The organism is Oceaniradius stylonematis (genome assembly GCF_003149475.2).
GTDB lineage: Bacteria > Pseudomonadota > Alphaproteobacteria > Rhizobiales > Rhizobiaceae > Roseitalea > Roseitalea stylonematis.
The window spans coordinates 469,592-483,212 of record NZ_QFWV02000008.1 but is presented as its reverse complement, the minus strand read 5'-3'; the positions used below and the strand labels follow the sequence as shown (position 1 = coordinate 483,212).

Sequence of the window (13,621 nt, the reverse complement as noted above, 5' to 3'; positions counted from 1 at the left end):
GGCGCCAAGGCGGCAAAGCCCGTCTTTCCGGTTTCAGGATTGACTCTTGGCGCCCGCCACGTTTTGTTTCGCCCGCTTCAAGGTGCGACCCGACGGGTCGTTAAAAGGGAACATGGTGCGGCGTACCCGCAAGGGACCAAGACCATGGCTGCCCCCGCAACTGTAACCGTGGAGCCCGCCTGATCACGCCACTGTCCGCACGGATGGGAAGGCAAGGCGCGGCGCTGAAACGGAAGCCAGGAAACCTGCCTTGAACGGTCACCCAGCCGGGCCACGGGGTGTGGCAAGGCACGGTCTGTTCCGCAGAGGTGACATCGAAAGATGCGTCTTTGCGCGGAGCGTCCGTCGGGTGGCTTTCCTCCATCAGAATGGCCGGTCCGGCAAACGCCGGGTTCAAACACGTGGTCCTTGTGCGGGCCACACGGACATTTGGGGGACTACCGTGATCCGAACCATTCTTCTTGCCACAGCCGCCTGGGCGGCGTTGTCGCTGCCGCAGCCCGTTCAAGCCCAAGAGGGCACTGACGACGGCGCGACGGTCCTGCCGACCCTTCTGATCACCGCCGGTCGGACGCCGGTCGAGCAGGAAGCGTCCGGGCGTGCCTTCACGGTGATTACCGGGGAAGAGCTCGAGCGCAGCCAGACACGCTATCTCGCAGACGCCCTGCGCCGGGTGCCCGGCTTTCATGTCTCGCGTGCCGGTTCGTTCGGCGCGCCGACCCAGGTGCGCGTGCGCGGCTCCGAGGGCAATCATGTGCTGGTTCTGATCGACGGCGTCGAAGTGTCGTCGGTCAGCCAGGGCGAGTTCGACTTTGGCGGCCTGCAGGTCGGCGATGTCGACCGCATCGAGGTGCTGCGCGGCCCGCAGAGCGCGCTTTACGGATCGGACGCGCTTGCCGGCGTCATCAACGTCATCACCAAAAGGGGGCCGCGCGACGGGTTCGAAGCGCTGCTTCAAAGCGAGACCGGAACCGATGGCACGTTTCTGGGCGGCGTCGCCGTGCGCGGCGGGACGGAGTGGTTCGATGCGGCCGTGTCCGCGCGGTTCCGTCGCACGGACGGGTTCAACCTTTCGGACTTCGGGACCGAGAAGGACGGTGACGAGAACCTGACACTGACCGGGCGCTTCACGCTCGACGTCAACGACAATCTGGTGATCGACGCCAATGGCCGCATGGTCGACCGGTTCGTCGAGACCGACCGACAGGATTTCGCCTTTCCCGCAACGCCGACGCAAGGGCTCGTCATCGACAGCGACGACACGTCGGATGTGCAGGAGCTTTCCGGCGCGATCGGCGCCACATGGACCTCGCTCGATGGTGCGTGGACGCACGGCGCCCGGTTTTCGGGGAGCGGCGACGAGCGCGACAGCGCACGCGGCGGTGTCGTTACCTCGACCAACAAGGGCAATCGCCTGAAGGCGGAGGTTCAGTCGAGCTATATGTTCGAAACGCCTGCGCTGCTCGATGCCGTCCATACGGTCACCGGCGCTTATGAATGGGAGCAGGAGCGGTTCTGGCAGACCGCGACGCAGGAGCGCGTGACGCAATCCTTCGTCGCCGAATATCGCGGCGAGTTCGCCGGCCAATTCTATCTGAACGCCGCCGTGCGCCACGATATGAACGACCCGTTCAAGGATGCGACGACCTACAGCGTGGCCGGCGCCTGGGCCGTGCCTGGCACCGGCACGCGCCTTCACGCCTCGGTCGGAACCGGCGTCAAGAACCCGACCTTCTTCGAGCAGTTCGGCTTCGTGCCGGGCAGCTTCCGGGGCAATCCCGATTTGCGGCCCGAGGAAAGCCTTGGCTGGGATATCGGCATCGAGCAAAGCCTCTGGGACGGGCTGGTCGTCGTCGACGTCACATGGTTCGACCAAAATCTGGAAAACGAGATCCAGGGCTTCGGGCAGACGGTGCGCAACCTCAACGGGACATCGCACAGGCAGGGCGTCGAATTGTCCGCGACGGCCGAACTGTTCGACGGTTTTTCGACGACGGCGATGTACACCTATACCGACGCCACAGACCCCAACGGCATGCGTGAGGTGCGCCGGCCGATGCACAGCGCATCGCTTTCGGCGGCCTACACGTTTTATCAAGGTCGGGCGCAGCTTTTCGGCGAAGTCATCTACAATGGGGCGATGGACGATCTGGAATTCATCAATGCGACGCCGCAGACCCGCGTGACGCTGACCGACTATGTGCTGGTCAATATCGGCGGCAGCTTCAAGGTCAACGAGACGGTGGAGGTTTACGGCCGCGTCGAGAACCTGTTGGACGAGCGCTATGAGGAGGTGTTCGGCTACAACACGCAGGGGCGCGCCGCCTTTGCCGGCGTCAAGGCGCGGTTCTGACCATGTGGCGGGCGTCGCGATCGCTGTTGCTCGGCGCCCTGGTGTGGCTCGGTGGGGCATTGGCCGTGCCGGCCGCAGAGCCGCCGGCGCGTGTCGTGTCGATGAACGTGTGCACCGACCAGCTTGCCTTGCTGGTCGCCAGGCCGGGCCAGCTTCATTCGGTGTCATGGCTGGCCGCCGATCCCGCCATGTCGGTTCTGGCCAACGAGGCTGAAGGGCTGCGGCTGAATCGCGGCCTGGCCGAGGAGATCTTCCTGATGAAGCCCGATCTCGTCATCGCCGGTACGTTCTCCACACGTGCCACAGTGACCTTGCTTCAGCGTCTCGGCTTCCGGGTCGAGCAGTTCGCGCCGGCTGCCTCCCTTGCGGACATTCGTGCCAACATCGTCCGCATGGGGGACCTGCTCGGCAATCCGTCGCGTGCCGGAGCGCTGGTCGCGCGTTTCGATGCGGATCTCGCTGCGCTAAGGGCCTCTCCGCCAAGCGACCAGATGCTCGCGCTCTATTTTGCCAACAGCTATACGTCCGGCGGCGGAACGCTCGCCGACGCCGTTGTCGAAGCCTCCGGGCTGAAAAATCTGGGCCGGGAGATGGGCTATGAGGGCACGGTGAAGTTGCCGCTGGAAATGCTCGTCAACGCCGAGCCCGAACTGGTCGCCGGCGGCGGGCGCGATTTCGGCCGGCCGGCGCGGGCACAGGAAGCGTTCCGTCACCCGGCCTATCGCGCCGTTGCCGGCGCCGGGCGCGGCATCGTCATGGACAGCACATACTGGCTCTGTGGCACACCCCTGACACTGGAAGCGGCACGGCGCCTGGCTGCCCATGCCGACCTTGCCGCGGCCGATGAGTGAGAGGACGCGCTTTCATCTCCTGATTGGCGTTTTGGCGCTTGTCGTCCTTTTGCTGTTCGGCCTGTCGCTTTTGACCGGTCCCGCGGCGACCGGCTTTTTCGATGCGTTCGCCGGCCTTTTTTCAGACGATCGCGGAACGCTCGCCCTGATCATGCAGGAAATCCGGCTGCCGCGGGCGATTCTGGCGGCGGCGATCGGCGCGACGCTGGGCCTTTCGGGCGCGGCGCTGCAGGGCTATCTGCGCAATCCGCTCGCCGAGCCGGGTTTGCTCGGCATCAGCGCTTCGGCTTCGCTTGGCGCGGTTCTGGCGCTCTATACGGGCTTTGCCGCCGCGTTTCCGCTCGGTCTGCCGCTTGCCGCGCTTGCCGGCGCGGTGGTCGCTGTGCTCATCGTGCAGGCGCTGGCGGGCCTGTCGGGCAACGTGCTGACGATCATCCTGGCAGGTGTCGCCGTCTCCAGCTTTGCCGGCGCGATGACGTCGCTGGCGCTCAACTTGTCGCCCAATCCCTTCGCTGCGCTCGAGATCGTCTTCTGGATGCTGGGCTCGCTCAACGACCGGTCGATGACCCATGTCTGGCTGTCGCTGCCCGTCATGATCGTGGGCTGGGCGATGCTGGCCGCGCTGGCCCGACCGCTCGACGTTCTGACGCTCGGTGAACAGGCGGCCCAATCCATGGGTGTCGACATGGGCCGCGTGCGTTTTCTGGCGGTGTTCGGAACGGCGGCGTCGGTCGGTGCAGCAACCGCCGTTGCAGGCGCAATCGGCTTTGTCGGCCTGATCGTGCCGCACGTCCTGCGCCCGCTGGTCGGCGCGCGGCCCTCGCGCCTTTTGCCGGCGAGCGCGCTGGGCGGCGCGGCGCTGCTGCTGGCCGCCGACATTGCAGTGCGGATCGTCGCGCCGGCCCGGGACCTGAAGATCGGCGTCCTGACCGCGCTGATCGGCGCGCCGTTCTTTCTCTGGCTCGTCTTCCGCTACCGGAGGACATTGGTATGAGCCTTCTTGCGGTCCGGGACCTTTCGGTGGCTCTCGGCAAGCGGGCCGTGCTGAACGGAATCGATCTGACCGTCGAGTCGGGCGAATGCGTCGGCCTGATCGGGCCCAACGGCGCGGGCAAGTCGACCTTTCTCAAAGCCATCCTCGGCCAGGCCCCGGGTGCGGGAGACATAAGGCTTGGCGATGCTGAAAGCCGGACCATGAGCGCTCTCGAACGGGCGCGGATCGCCGCCTATCTGCCGCAGGAACGCGAGGTGCACTGGCCGGTGAGCGTCGAAGTGCTTGTCGGGCTGGGCCGGGCCTTTGGCCGAAGCGCCGTGGCGGCGCCGTCGGCGAAGGACCAGGCCCTGATCGAGGCGGCGATGGAACGCATGGCCGTGACCGGGCTGCGCCACCGCCGCGCGACCGAATTGTCCGGCGGAGAACGGGCGCGGGTGCTGATCGCCCGGGCGCTGGCGCAGGACACGCCGCTGCTGCTTGCGGACGAGCCGACCGCCGGGCTCGATCCGTCGCACCAGATCGCGCTGATGGCGACGTTTTCCGATCTGGCGCGCGAAGGGCGCAGCGTCGTCGCCTGTCTTCACGAGATTTCCTTGGCGGCGCGCTGGTGCGATCGTATCGTCGTTCTCAACGAGGGCCGGATCGTCGCCGACGGACCGCCGGCCACGGTGTTGACCGATGAGTTGATGCGGACGGTCTATGGCGTCGAAATCCACCGGGCCGACAGCGCGCAGGGTCTGGTCGTGCTGCCGACGGCACTTTCGGAAACCGAAGGCAACGACAGACCGGACGGAGCATGAGCGCGCCGCGCCGCGCGTCGCTTTTCGCCAGAACGTCCGGCTTGTCGGCTCCCGGCGGACGGTTTTCGACGTGCCGCGCTACTCGGACGGGGCCGATGACGAGGCGTCCGGGCACTGAATGGCCAAGTCTTTGCCGGAGCGGCCCGCTTCGAGGTCAGCCACAGCAAAACTGTCATCAACGAGGCTTAATCCTGATGGCAAGGCCAGGAGGACGAGCTATGGCGACATATCAGGCGGTAATCATGCATGGAACGCGCGGCGGCGAAGGCCGGTACGAGTTCTCGGGCCCGCCCGACCTTTTCGATCGAACACCGCTCGATGTCATGCGTGCGCTGATGGATCATGTCGAGGAGCATGCGCATATCGGCCATATCCGGTATGAAGCCAATGCGGCGCTCAAGAACGAGAGCGCCGAGGTTGTCACGGTTCTCGGCCAGCTGCATTTCGAGAAGGACGGCGCCCAGCCGTTCATGTGCATGATCAATCCGAAGCGGTCCTGATGGCTCGCGGCACGGGCCGGAGACCGGCTGCGAACGCTGCGATATCAAATCTGATGCACGTAGGAGCCGGGCGCCGGGCCCAGTGTCGGCCCATCGCCACCGGACCGGCCCATCGAAGGCGGCGGCCCCGGCTCTCCGGATCGACAAGTCAGCCAGTCCGCCATTTCCGGCCACCAGGAGCCCTCGGTCGGCTCGTGCCGGGCGAGCCACGCATCGGGGCCCGCATACAGCGCGCCCGCAGGCCGGTGCCCGATCCTGTAGTGGCGACCCTTGTGGCCCGGTTCGCTCAGGATCCCGCCATTGTGCCCGCCCCTGGTCAGGACGAATGTCAACTCGCTGTCGGTAAACAGTTGGGTCTTGTAGACCGACCGCCATGGCGCGATGTGGTCGGTTTCGGTGCCGACGACGAAGATCGGCACTTCTATGTCCTTTAGCGCGATCACCCGGCCCTCGACCGCGAACCGCCCCGCACTCAACCGGTTTTCCAGAAACAGCCCGCGCAGATACTCCGAGTGCATTCGCGCCGGCATCCGCGTGGTGTCGCCGTTCCACACCAGAAGGTCCGAGGGCAGGTCCTCGCGAGCGAGAAAATAGCGGTTCACGGCGCGGGTATAGATCAGGTCCTCGGCCCGGATCGATGCGAAGGTCCGGGCCATCTGAGGCCGGTCCAGATAGCCCTGGATCCACATCAGGTCCTCGATGAAGGCGACCTGGCTCTCGTCGACGAACATCAGCAATTCCCCGGCCTCGGCAAAGTCGACCTGCGCAGCCATCAAGGTGATGGAGGCGAGGCGATCGTCGCCGTCCCGCGCCATGACGGCAGCGGCAATCGCCAGAAGCGTGCCGCCAAGGCAATAGCCGTTGGCATGGACCTTTGCGCCGGGCACGATGTCGTCGACCACATCGAGGGCTGCCATCACGCCGCGCCGGCGATAGTCCTCCAGCGACAGTTCCGACTGATCGGCCGTCGGATTGCACCAGGAGATCATGAAGACCGTGAAACCCTGGCGCACCAGAAATGCGACCATCGAGTTATCCGGCGACAGATCGAGCACGTAGTACTTCATGATCCAGGCCGGGACGAAAAGAACCGGTTCGGGATGAACCCGACCGGTCTGCGGCGCATATTGAATGAGCTCGAAAAGGTCGTTGCGAAACACGACCTCACCCGGCGTGCAGGCCAGGTGCTCGCCGACCTCGAACCCGGGCGGGGCGGGCTTATGCGCCTGCGTGAGCGTTTGGATCACATCCTCGGTGAGGTGGCGCGCGCCGTCGATCAGGTTTTGCCCTTTTTGCGTGACGGTTTCTTCGATGATTTCGGGATTCGACCAGGGAAAATTCGATGGCGATATCATGTCGAGCGCCTGGCGGGCCTGGAACCGTGTGCGGTCGGCGTCGCCTTTGGCGAGGCCGGGCATCTCATCGGTCGCCGCATCCCACCAGTCCTGGATCGCCAGAAAACACTGCGCCCACGCATTGAAGGGAGGCTTGTTCCAAGACGGGTGTGAGAAGCGGTGGTCGTGAACTCTCGGCCTGAACGGTTCCGGCCCTTCCGCAAGGATCTCCGCAACAAGCCTGACGGCATTGGTCTGCGCCCGCTCCATCAGCTCCAGCTGACGGCCGGGCGATCGGCCCAGATGCAGCGCCCAGTCGCTCCAGGCCGCGAAGATCGAATGGGGCGAAACCCCGCCCGTCATCCTTGCCAGCGTCGCCCGCGCGGTGCGGTCGAGCATGCGATGCGGATGCGGGTCGGCAACCGGCGATGAACCGTTCTCCGTCGCAATTCGAGGCGAAACGGACCTGGCATCCGTGCATTGCTGTTGTTTCGTCATCTCTTTGCGGTCCGTTTCAACGGCGACGCCACGCCCGGCGCCCACAGCGGCCTGAAATGGTCGGCGCCCCGCGCAATCGGGTGCGGCAGTGCCTGGAACCGACGTCCGGCGTTCGATGTTCTTCAGCGCGTTGTCCCGACCGTCAGGCCATTGGTCAGGCGCGGTTCTCGACGGCATCGCTCCCACGGCGCATCATTGCGCGACGAAGCCGCCATCGACGGGCATGTTGATTCCGGTGACGAAGGACGCTGCCGGCGAAGAAAGCCAGACGATCGCCCCGGCCACCTCGTCGGGTACGCCGATGCGGCCGATCGGGTGCAACGGATCGAGCATCTCGTGCGAGTCCTGGGCGCCTTGCGTAGCCTGTTCGGCGAGCGAATCGAGCATCCGGGTATCGATGCCGCCCGGGCAGACCGAGTTGATGCGGATGCCTGCCTTTCCATATTCCAGCGCCGCGTTCTTGGTCATGCCGTTGACCGCGTGCTTTGAGGCGACATAGGGCGAAAGCCCCGGAAATCCGATCAGTCCGGCGACGGAGGCGAGATTGACGATGGCGCCGCCGCCGGTCTTCAGCATCTGGGCGATCTCGGCCTTCATGCACAGAAACGTGCCGCGCGCATTGACCGCCATGATCCGATCGTAATTGTCCATGGTCTGATCGACGAGCGGCATGATCTTGCCCTCGATACCGGCATTGTTGCAGGCGCAGTCGAGTTGACCATAGGTGTCGACGGTCTTGGCGACCAGCGCGTCGATCTGGTCCGCGTCGGACGTGTCGCACGCGACGAACAAGGCCTGACCGCCCGCATCGGCGATCATCCTGGCGGTTTCTTCGCCGCCCTCGATATCGATGTCGGAGACGACCACCCGGGCGCCTTCCCCGGCGAACTTCAGTGCGGTGGCCCGACCGATGCCAGCCGCCGCGCCCGTTACCATGGCCACCTTACCATCAACCAAACCCATGAGTGCCTCCTTGTTTCACGCCGCGTGCCATCCGCGATGCAATCGACCCTAACGCGGCCGCACGAGGCCGCCTTAACACCGGTCAACGCCGGGCCCCGGAAGACGCACCAGGGCCAAAGGCTGCAGCCTTTCGGCGGGTTTCGAAGCCCGGTCCATCGGCAATTCTCATGGCCGTACAGCGGACCGTGCGGAATGCTGTCGATCGTCTCCTGCAACACCGGGCCTGGCGGCCACGGCAAGAAGCCAGATCATCAGCGCCATCTCGCCAACAAAGGTGAAGGGCGCGAACACGAACGGTGCCTTGTTCATGGCCAAACCGATCGTGCTGTCGGCGAGATAGCCCAGACCTGCGATGACCAGCATGACCGAAAGGGTTCGGTGCACAAGGGTGCGTGCGTAGACGAGATAGCCCAGAAGGATGAGATGGGTGCTGAAGAAGAAAAACGCGATGTCCCAGGCGCGTTCGAAGCGCTCAAGTCCGCCCATGGCGACTGCCAGCGTGCCCGCGTCAAATGGCGCGGACCGCGTGATTTCCAGCGCGCCGGCAACATGGGTCAATGCGTGGAGGAAAAGGACGGCGTAAATGATCCGCATTCCCGACATGGCAAGCGCGAGACGCCGCCGGCGGTGCTTGAACAGACGATACAGACCCCAGGCAATCGCAACATCGAGCAGGGCGATGACAGCGAACCCGATCACCATGATCAACAGGCGGCTCGTGACATCCGCCGGCCATGCCTCGCCATCGATCCACGACCGGGCGAGACGCGACAGCGCGTCGGTATCGAAGGCGGTCGCAATCGCGAGCACGGTCATCAGGAGATAGGCGAGACCGGCGACAAGGGCGCCGAGGCGGACCGACGGCGATGTTGTCGGGTCCGGTACCGGCGGCGTGATCTGCGGCCCCGATCGGCTCAGGGCCAAAGGTCGCGAATGCTGGCGCGCATGGCGTGCTTGACCTGTTCGATCTCGCCCGATGAGACATGTTGCTCGAGAACGCCGAGCACAGCCGTGATCGCCGCTTCGGTGTCGTCCAGTGGCTCCTTGGTGAACATGTGATCGACGCGGGCGACGAAGTCGGACCTGGCGCGCGGGTGCACCGGCGTGTCGGACGGGTCCCAGCCCTCATAGTAAATGCCCCGCAACAGGATCGGCAGTTGCGCGGCGAGCTGGGCGGCTTCGTCGGCCGTCAGCCAGTCGCGCACCGCGTGCAGGACCGTTCGCAGCAGCAGGTAGGCGCGCCCCTTCTCCTGCCAGCCAAGCGCGTCGCACACATGTTTGAGCCAGGCGTTGACGTCATGGGGAGCGTGATCGAGCGTCGTTATCCCGGTAACCTTCATCGGCCTACTCCTTGATGTATGGCTTGCCGCCGGCAGCCGGCGTGCGCGTTCGGCCGACCACGCCGGCGACCACGATGATCGTCGCGATGTAGGGGGCCATCGAAAGGAACTCGGACGGGATCGGCGTCTGCAGCAAAGCCAGTTTCTGCTGCATGGAATCGGCAAAGCCGAAGACCAGCGCGGCCATCAGCGCGCCGACCGGATGATAGCGGCCGAACAGCATGGCCGCGAGCGCGATGAACCCCCGGCCGCCGGTCATGTTTTCATCGAAACGGCCGACCGAACCAAGCGTGAACCAGGCGCCGCCAAATCCGGCGATCATGCCGGCCACGGTCACGTTGATGTAGCGGGTCCGGTAGACGTTGATGCCCAGCGTGTCGGCGGCGCGCGGATGCTCACCGACCGACCGGGCGCGCAGGCCCATGCGCGTGTAGAACAGGTAGTAGGTGGCCACACCCACCATCACCAGCGCGCCGTAAACGAACAGGTTCTGATTGAAGAACATCGGACCGATGACCGGTATGTCGCCAAGGATGGGCACCTTGTAGGCGCGGAACACGGGCGCATTGTTCAAAAACCGGTGCTCGGCGAAGACCTGGCTGGACACGTAGGATGTCAGGCCGAGCACAAACAGGTTGATCACGACGCCGGCGATGATCTGGTCCATGCGGTAGGTGACGACGAGCGCCGCCAGAATGAAGCCGAAAAGGCCGCCGATCCCGATCGCGGCGATCAATCCGCCGACCCCGCCCAGCAGGGACCCCATCAGGGCGCCGGTGAACGCGCCGGCCAGCAGCATGCCTTCGATCGCGATGTTCACGACGCCGACGCGCTCGCACATCATGCCGGTTATGGCGCCGAGCACCAGCGGCACCGCGCGCACCATCGTCGCCTGCAGCATGCCGGTGAGGGAAAACGCCTTGCCGGCGGTCGCCCAGACGAGAAACGCAGCGACAGCGAGCGCCAGACCGATGCCCAGCGACAGCGTCGTCCAGCGGCCGCCGCCGCGCAGGAACTGGCGGGCGCCGAGAAAAGCCAGCACCGCGGCGATGATGTAGTTGAAGGGTGCCGCGGGCAGCACAAGGTTGGGTATGGCCCAGACATCGTTTGGCCGTGACAGCCGGAACGTCGCGTCGCCCGTCACGCCGATGCTGAAGACGCCCGCGACGAACAAGGCAAGCCCGATCAGCACCACTCCGGTGATGCGGGCCCGCCGGTCGGCCGGGGTTCCGATCCGCTGCGAATGGGAGATGTCCTGCGCCGCTACCATGGCCGCTCACTCATTGCGTCCCGCTTCGGACTTGCGGAAGCCCCATGGAAAAATGGCCCGCACCAGCAATGGCGCGGCGATGAACACGATGATCAACGCCTGGATGATGCCGATCAGATCGACGGACACACCGGCATCGACCTGCATCTGCCGCCCGCCGGCTTCCAGCGCGCCGAACAGGAGGCCGGCGAACAGAACGCCGACCGGGTGCGACCGGCCGAGAAGAGCAACCGAGATTGCGTCGAACCCGATGCCGGCCGAAAAGCCCGGGGACGCGCGGTCGAGCACACCCAGCACCTGGTTTGCGCCGGCAAGTCCGGCGAGCGCACCGGCACAGGCCATGGCCGCGACGATGATGAACGAGGCGCGGATGCCCGCGTAGCGGGCGGCATCGGGGTTCTTGCCGCTCGCCCGGAATTCGAAGCCGACCTTGGTCCGAAACAGCAGCCAGTAGACGACGATGACCGCCAAGACGACGAGGAAGACGCCGGCATGGACACGCAGATTGGGGTCGATCCAGGTGAGCAGTCCCGGCAACTGGGCACTGTCGAGCACCGAGCGCGAAATCGGATCGGCGCGCCCCTCGCGCTGCACGAAGGGCTGACGCAAGACATAATCGAGGATGCGATAGGAGATCAGGTTGAGCATGATGGTCGTGATCACCTCATGCGCGCCGGTTGCGGCGCGCAGCCAGCCGGCGATCGAGGCATAAAGCGCGCCGGCGAGCGCCCCGGCGAACAGGGCCAGCGGCAAATGGATCGCCCAGGGCAGCCCGGCAAAGGAGAAGCCGACAATCACGGCGACAAGACCGCCAATGACGATCTGGCCTTCGGCGCCGATATTGAACAGGCCGGCGCGGAAGCCGAGCGCCAGACCGAGACCGGCCAGCACCAGGGGAGCCGCGGCGGTCAGGGTTTCCGACAGCGCATTGAGTGAACCGACGGAACCCCGGACGAGCGCCACATAGGATTGTCCGATCGTCGGCAGGTCGACCGCGGTCGCAAGCATCACCAGCGCACCGACGGCAAGCGCCACGATCACGGCGAAGATCGGCACGATGACCAAGTCTTCGAACTCCGCCCGGCTTGGGGCGGCGCGTTCCAGCAATTTCTGGGTGAGCGGGTCGGACGCCGTTTGATCGGTCATGCGGCGGCCTCCGATACCGATCCGGCCATTGCCAGTCCGACCGCGTTGCGGTCGACAGGGCCCCTGAAAGCGTCGAATTCGGCGACGATCCGGCCTTTGAACATGACGACAATCCGATCGGAAAGCGCCACGATCTCATCGAGCTCGGACGACATGATCAACACGCCGTCACCCTCGTCGCGGGCCTCGACGATGCGCTTGTGGATGTATTCGACCGAGCCGACATCGAGGCCGCGCGTGGGCTGGGCGGCGATCAGGAGCTTGGTGTCGCGTGTCAGTTCGCGGGCGACGACGAGCTTCTGCTGATTGCCGCCCGACAGCTGAAACGCCTTGGCGTGCACCGACGGTGTCCGAACGTCGAAATCGGCGGCGTAGCGGGCCGCATGCTGCATGACCTCGGGCCACCGGATCGATGGCCCCGATGCATAGCGGTCGTCATAGTAGCTGTTGAGAACCATGTTCTCGGCGATCGTGAAATCGCCGATGATGCCGGTGCGTTGCCGGTCCTCGGGAATGTGGGCGATCCCCATGGCGTGGCGGGCGCGGACCGAGCTGTGGGTTATGTCCCGACCATCGTAGATTATCGAGCCGCCGGCGGGGTGGCGCAGACCGGTGATGGCCTCGATGAGCGCCGTCTGGCCGTTGCCCTGGACGCCCGCGATGCCGACGATCTCTCCGCTGCGAACGGCCAGTGACACATCGTCGACGGCAATCTCGTCATTGTTGCGCAAGACCGTCAGTTCCCGCACCTCCAGCAGAACATCGCCAGGCGCGTAGGCGGCCTTTTCGACGTCGAAGCTGACCGGCCGGCCGACCATCATCTCTGCCAGCTGCCGGGTGGTGAGCGTTTCGGGATCGCCCTGTCCGGCAACGCGGCCTCCGCGAAGAACCGTGATGCGATCGGATATCTCCAGAATCTCATCGAGTTTGTGGGTGATGAAGATGATGGCCTTGCCGGCATCGCGCAGTGCCCTGACGATGCCGAAGAATTCCTCGACCTCCTGCGGTGTGAGCACGGCGGTCGGCTCGTCGAGGATGAGGACGTCGGCGGACCGGAAAAGCACCTTGATGATCTCGACCCGCTGCTGCACCCCGACCGGCAGTTCCTCTATCAGCGCGTCGGGGTCGACGCGCAGGCCGTACTGGTCGCCGATCTCGCGCACCTGCCGGCGGGCCGCCGCTCGATCGAGAAAGTCCAGCTGGCCGGTCGGCTCGATGCCGAGGATGACGTTTTCGGCAACCGTGAAGACCGGTACCAGCATGAAATGCTGATGGACCATTCCGATGCCGGCCGCGATCGCATCGCTTGGCCCGTCGAACGTGACGGGCCGGCCGTCGATGACGATCTCGCCTTCGTCGGGCGCATAAAGGCCGCACAACACGTTCATCAGTGTCGACTTGCCCGCACCGTTCTCGCCCAGAAGGCCCAGAACCTCGCCGGCGCGGACATGTAGATCGACCCCGGCATTGGCGACCACCGGTCCGAACCGTTTGGTGATGCCGCGCAGCTCTATGTCCATGGCGATGCGGTCTCCGATCAGGCATTCCTCGCCGACCGGAGCCGGTTCGGGA

General features: G+C 65.3%; 12 protein-coding genes and 1 riboswitch. Of the genes, 5 read left to right on the top strand and 7 right to left on the bottom strand.

The annotated features are described in order from the left end of the window. Positions 1–63 precede the first annotated feature (63 nt). Positions 64–267, top strand: a riboswitch (cobalamin riboswitch). 175 nt (positions 268–442) lie between these two features. The 5 genes from DEM25_RS15510 (at position 443) to DEM25_RS15490 (ending at position 5,498) form a co-directional block, all read left to right on the top strand. After that, positions 443–2,353 carry a TonB-dependent receptor plug domain-containing protein gene (locus DEM25_RS15510; RefSeq protein WP_158585289.1) on the top strand — a complete coding sequence of 637 codons (1,911 nt, stop codon included), beginning with the start codon at positions 443–445 and terminating at the stop codon, positions 2,351–2,353. A gap of 2 nt (positions 2,354–2,355) precedes the next feature. Beyond that, on the top strand, positions 2,356–3,204 hold the full coding sequence (locus tag DEM25_RS15505) for an ABC transporter substrate-binding protein (RefSeq protein ID WP_109767491.1): 849 nt from the start codon (positions 2,356–2,358) through the stop codon (positions 3,202–3,204). Then, on the top strand, positions 3,197–4,198 hold the full coding sequence (locus DEM25_RS15500) for a FecCD family ABC transporter permease (RefSeq protein WP_109767580.1): 1,002 nt from the start codon (positions 3,197–3,199) through the stop codon (positions 4,196–4,198). The genes DEM25_RS15505 and DEM25_RS15500 overlap by 8 nt, the downstream gene beginning before the upstream one ends. Continuing rightward, a complete protein-coding gene (locus DEM25_RS15495) occupies positions 4,195–4,998 on the top strand; it encodes an ABC transporter ATP-binding protein (protein ID WP_109767490.1) in 804 nt (267 codons plus the stop codon). The genes DEM25_RS15500 and DEM25_RS15495 overlap by 4 nt, the downstream gene beginning before the upstream one ends. Before the next feature lie 218 nt (positions 4,999–5,216). Further along, the gene (locus DEM25_RS15490; RefSeq protein WP_109767489.1) at positions 5,217–5,498 is read left to right on the top strand and encodes a hypothetical protein; all 282 of its coding nucleotides are present in this window, start codon (positions 5,217–5,219) and stop codon (positions 5,496–5,498) included. Positions 5,499–5,542: 44 nt separating this feature from the next. Here DEM25_RS15490 and DEM25_RS15485 read toward each other — a convergent pair whose 3' ends face one another. The 7 genes from DEM25_RS15485 to DEM25_RS15455 all read right to left on the bottom strand — a co-directional run bounded on the left by DEM25_RS15485 (position 5,543) and on the right by DEM25_RS15455 (position 13,569). Continuing rightward, complete coding sequence (locus tag DEM25_RS15485; RefSeq protein WP_196780421.1) at positions 5,543–7,231, bottom strand: PHA/PHB synthase family protein; 1,689 nt, start codon at positions 7,229–7,231, stop codon at positions 5,543–5,545. A gap of 291 nt (positions 7,232–7,522) precedes the next feature. Next, positions 7,523–8,293: an SDR family oxidoreductase gene (locus DEM25_RS15480; protein WP_109767488.1), complete on the bottom strand. Its 771-nt coding sequence runs from the start codon at positions 8,291–8,293 to the stop codon at positions 7,523–7,525. Between the two features lie 165 nt (positions 8,294–8,458). Then, positions 8,459–9,217, bottom strand: coding sequence for a DUF4386 domain-containing protein (locus DEM25_RS15475; RefSeq protein ID WP_109767487.1), 759 nt, complete (start codon positions 9,215–9,217; stop codon positions 8,459–8,461). Then, positions 9,208–9,633, bottom strand: coding sequence for a DUF2267 domain-containing protein (locus DEM25_RS15470; protein WP_109767486.1), 426 nt, complete (start codon positions 9,631–9,633; stop codon positions 9,208–9,210). Before DEM25_RS15470 ends, DEM25_RS15475 begins: the two co-directional genes overlap by 10 nt. Before the next feature lie 4 nt (positions 9,634–9,637). Further along, on the bottom strand, positions 9,638–10,903 hold the full coding sequence (locus tag DEM25_RS15465; RefSeq protein WP_109767485.1) for an ABC transporter permease: 1,266 nt from the start codon (positions 10,901–10,903) through the stop codon (positions 9,638–9,640). Between the two features lie 6 nt (positions 10,904–10,909). Next, positions 10,910–12,049, bottom strand: a complete 1,140-nt coding sequence (locus DEM25_RS15460; protein WP_109767484.1) for an ABC transporter permease — start codon at positions 12,047–12,049, stop codon at positions 10,910–10,912. Further along, positions 12,046–13,569, bottom strand: coding sequence for an ABC transporter ATP-binding protein (locus tag DEM25_RS15455; protein ID WP_109767483.1), 1,524 nt, complete (start codon positions 13,567–13,569; stop codon positions 12,046–12,048). Before DEM25_RS15455 ends, DEM25_RS15460 begins: the two co-directional genes overlap by 4 nt. Positions 13,570–13,621 lie beyond the last annotated feature (52 nt).

What these genes read in the sequence shown, in the direction of transcription:
- DEM25_RS15455 (WP_109767483.1), bottom strand. Translation starts at nt 13,569, where the DNA reads ATGGACATAGAGCTGCGCGGCATCACCAAACGGTTCGGACCGGTGGTC.
- DEM25_RS15470 (WP_109767486.1), bottom strand. Translation starts at nt 9,633, where the DNA reads ATGAAGGTTACCGGGATAACGACGCTCGATCACGCTCCCCATGACGTC.
- DEM25_RS15505 (WP_109767491.1), top strand. Translation starts at nt 2,356, where the DNA reads ATGTGGCGGGCGTCGCGATCGCTGTTGCTCGGCGCCCTGGTGTGGCTC.
- DEM25_RS15480 (WP_109767488.1), bottom strand. Translation starts at nt 8,293, where the DNA reads ATGGGTTTGGTTGATGGTAAGGTGGCCATGGTAACGGGCGCGGCGGCT.
- DEM25_RS15485 (WP_196780421.1), bottom strand. Translation starts at nt 7,231, where the DNA reads ATGCTCGACCGCACCGCGCGGGCGACGCTGGCAAGGATGACGGGCGGG.
- DEM25_RS15500 (WP_109767580.1), top strand. Translation starts at nt 3,197, where the DNA reads ATGAGTGAGAGGACGCGCTTTCATCTCCTGATTGGCGTTTTGGCGCTT.
- DEM25_RS15460 (WP_109767484.1), bottom strand. Translation starts at nt 12,049, where the DNA reads ATGACCGATCAAACGGCGTCCGACCCGCTCACCCAGAAATTGCTGGAA.
- DEM25_RS15465 (WP_109767485.1), bottom strand. Translation starts at nt 10,903, where the DNA reads ATGGTAGCGGCGCAGGACATCTCCCATTCGCAGCGGATCGGAACCCCG.
- DEM25_RS15490 (WP_109767489.1), top strand. Translation starts at nt 5,217, where the DNA reads ATGGCGACATATCAGGCGGTAATCATGCATGGAACGCGCGGCGGCGAA.
- DEM25_RS15495 (WP_109767490.1), top strand. Translation starts at nt 4,195, where the DNA reads ATGAGCCTTCTTGCGGTCCGGGACCTTTCGGTGGCTCTCGGCAAGCGG.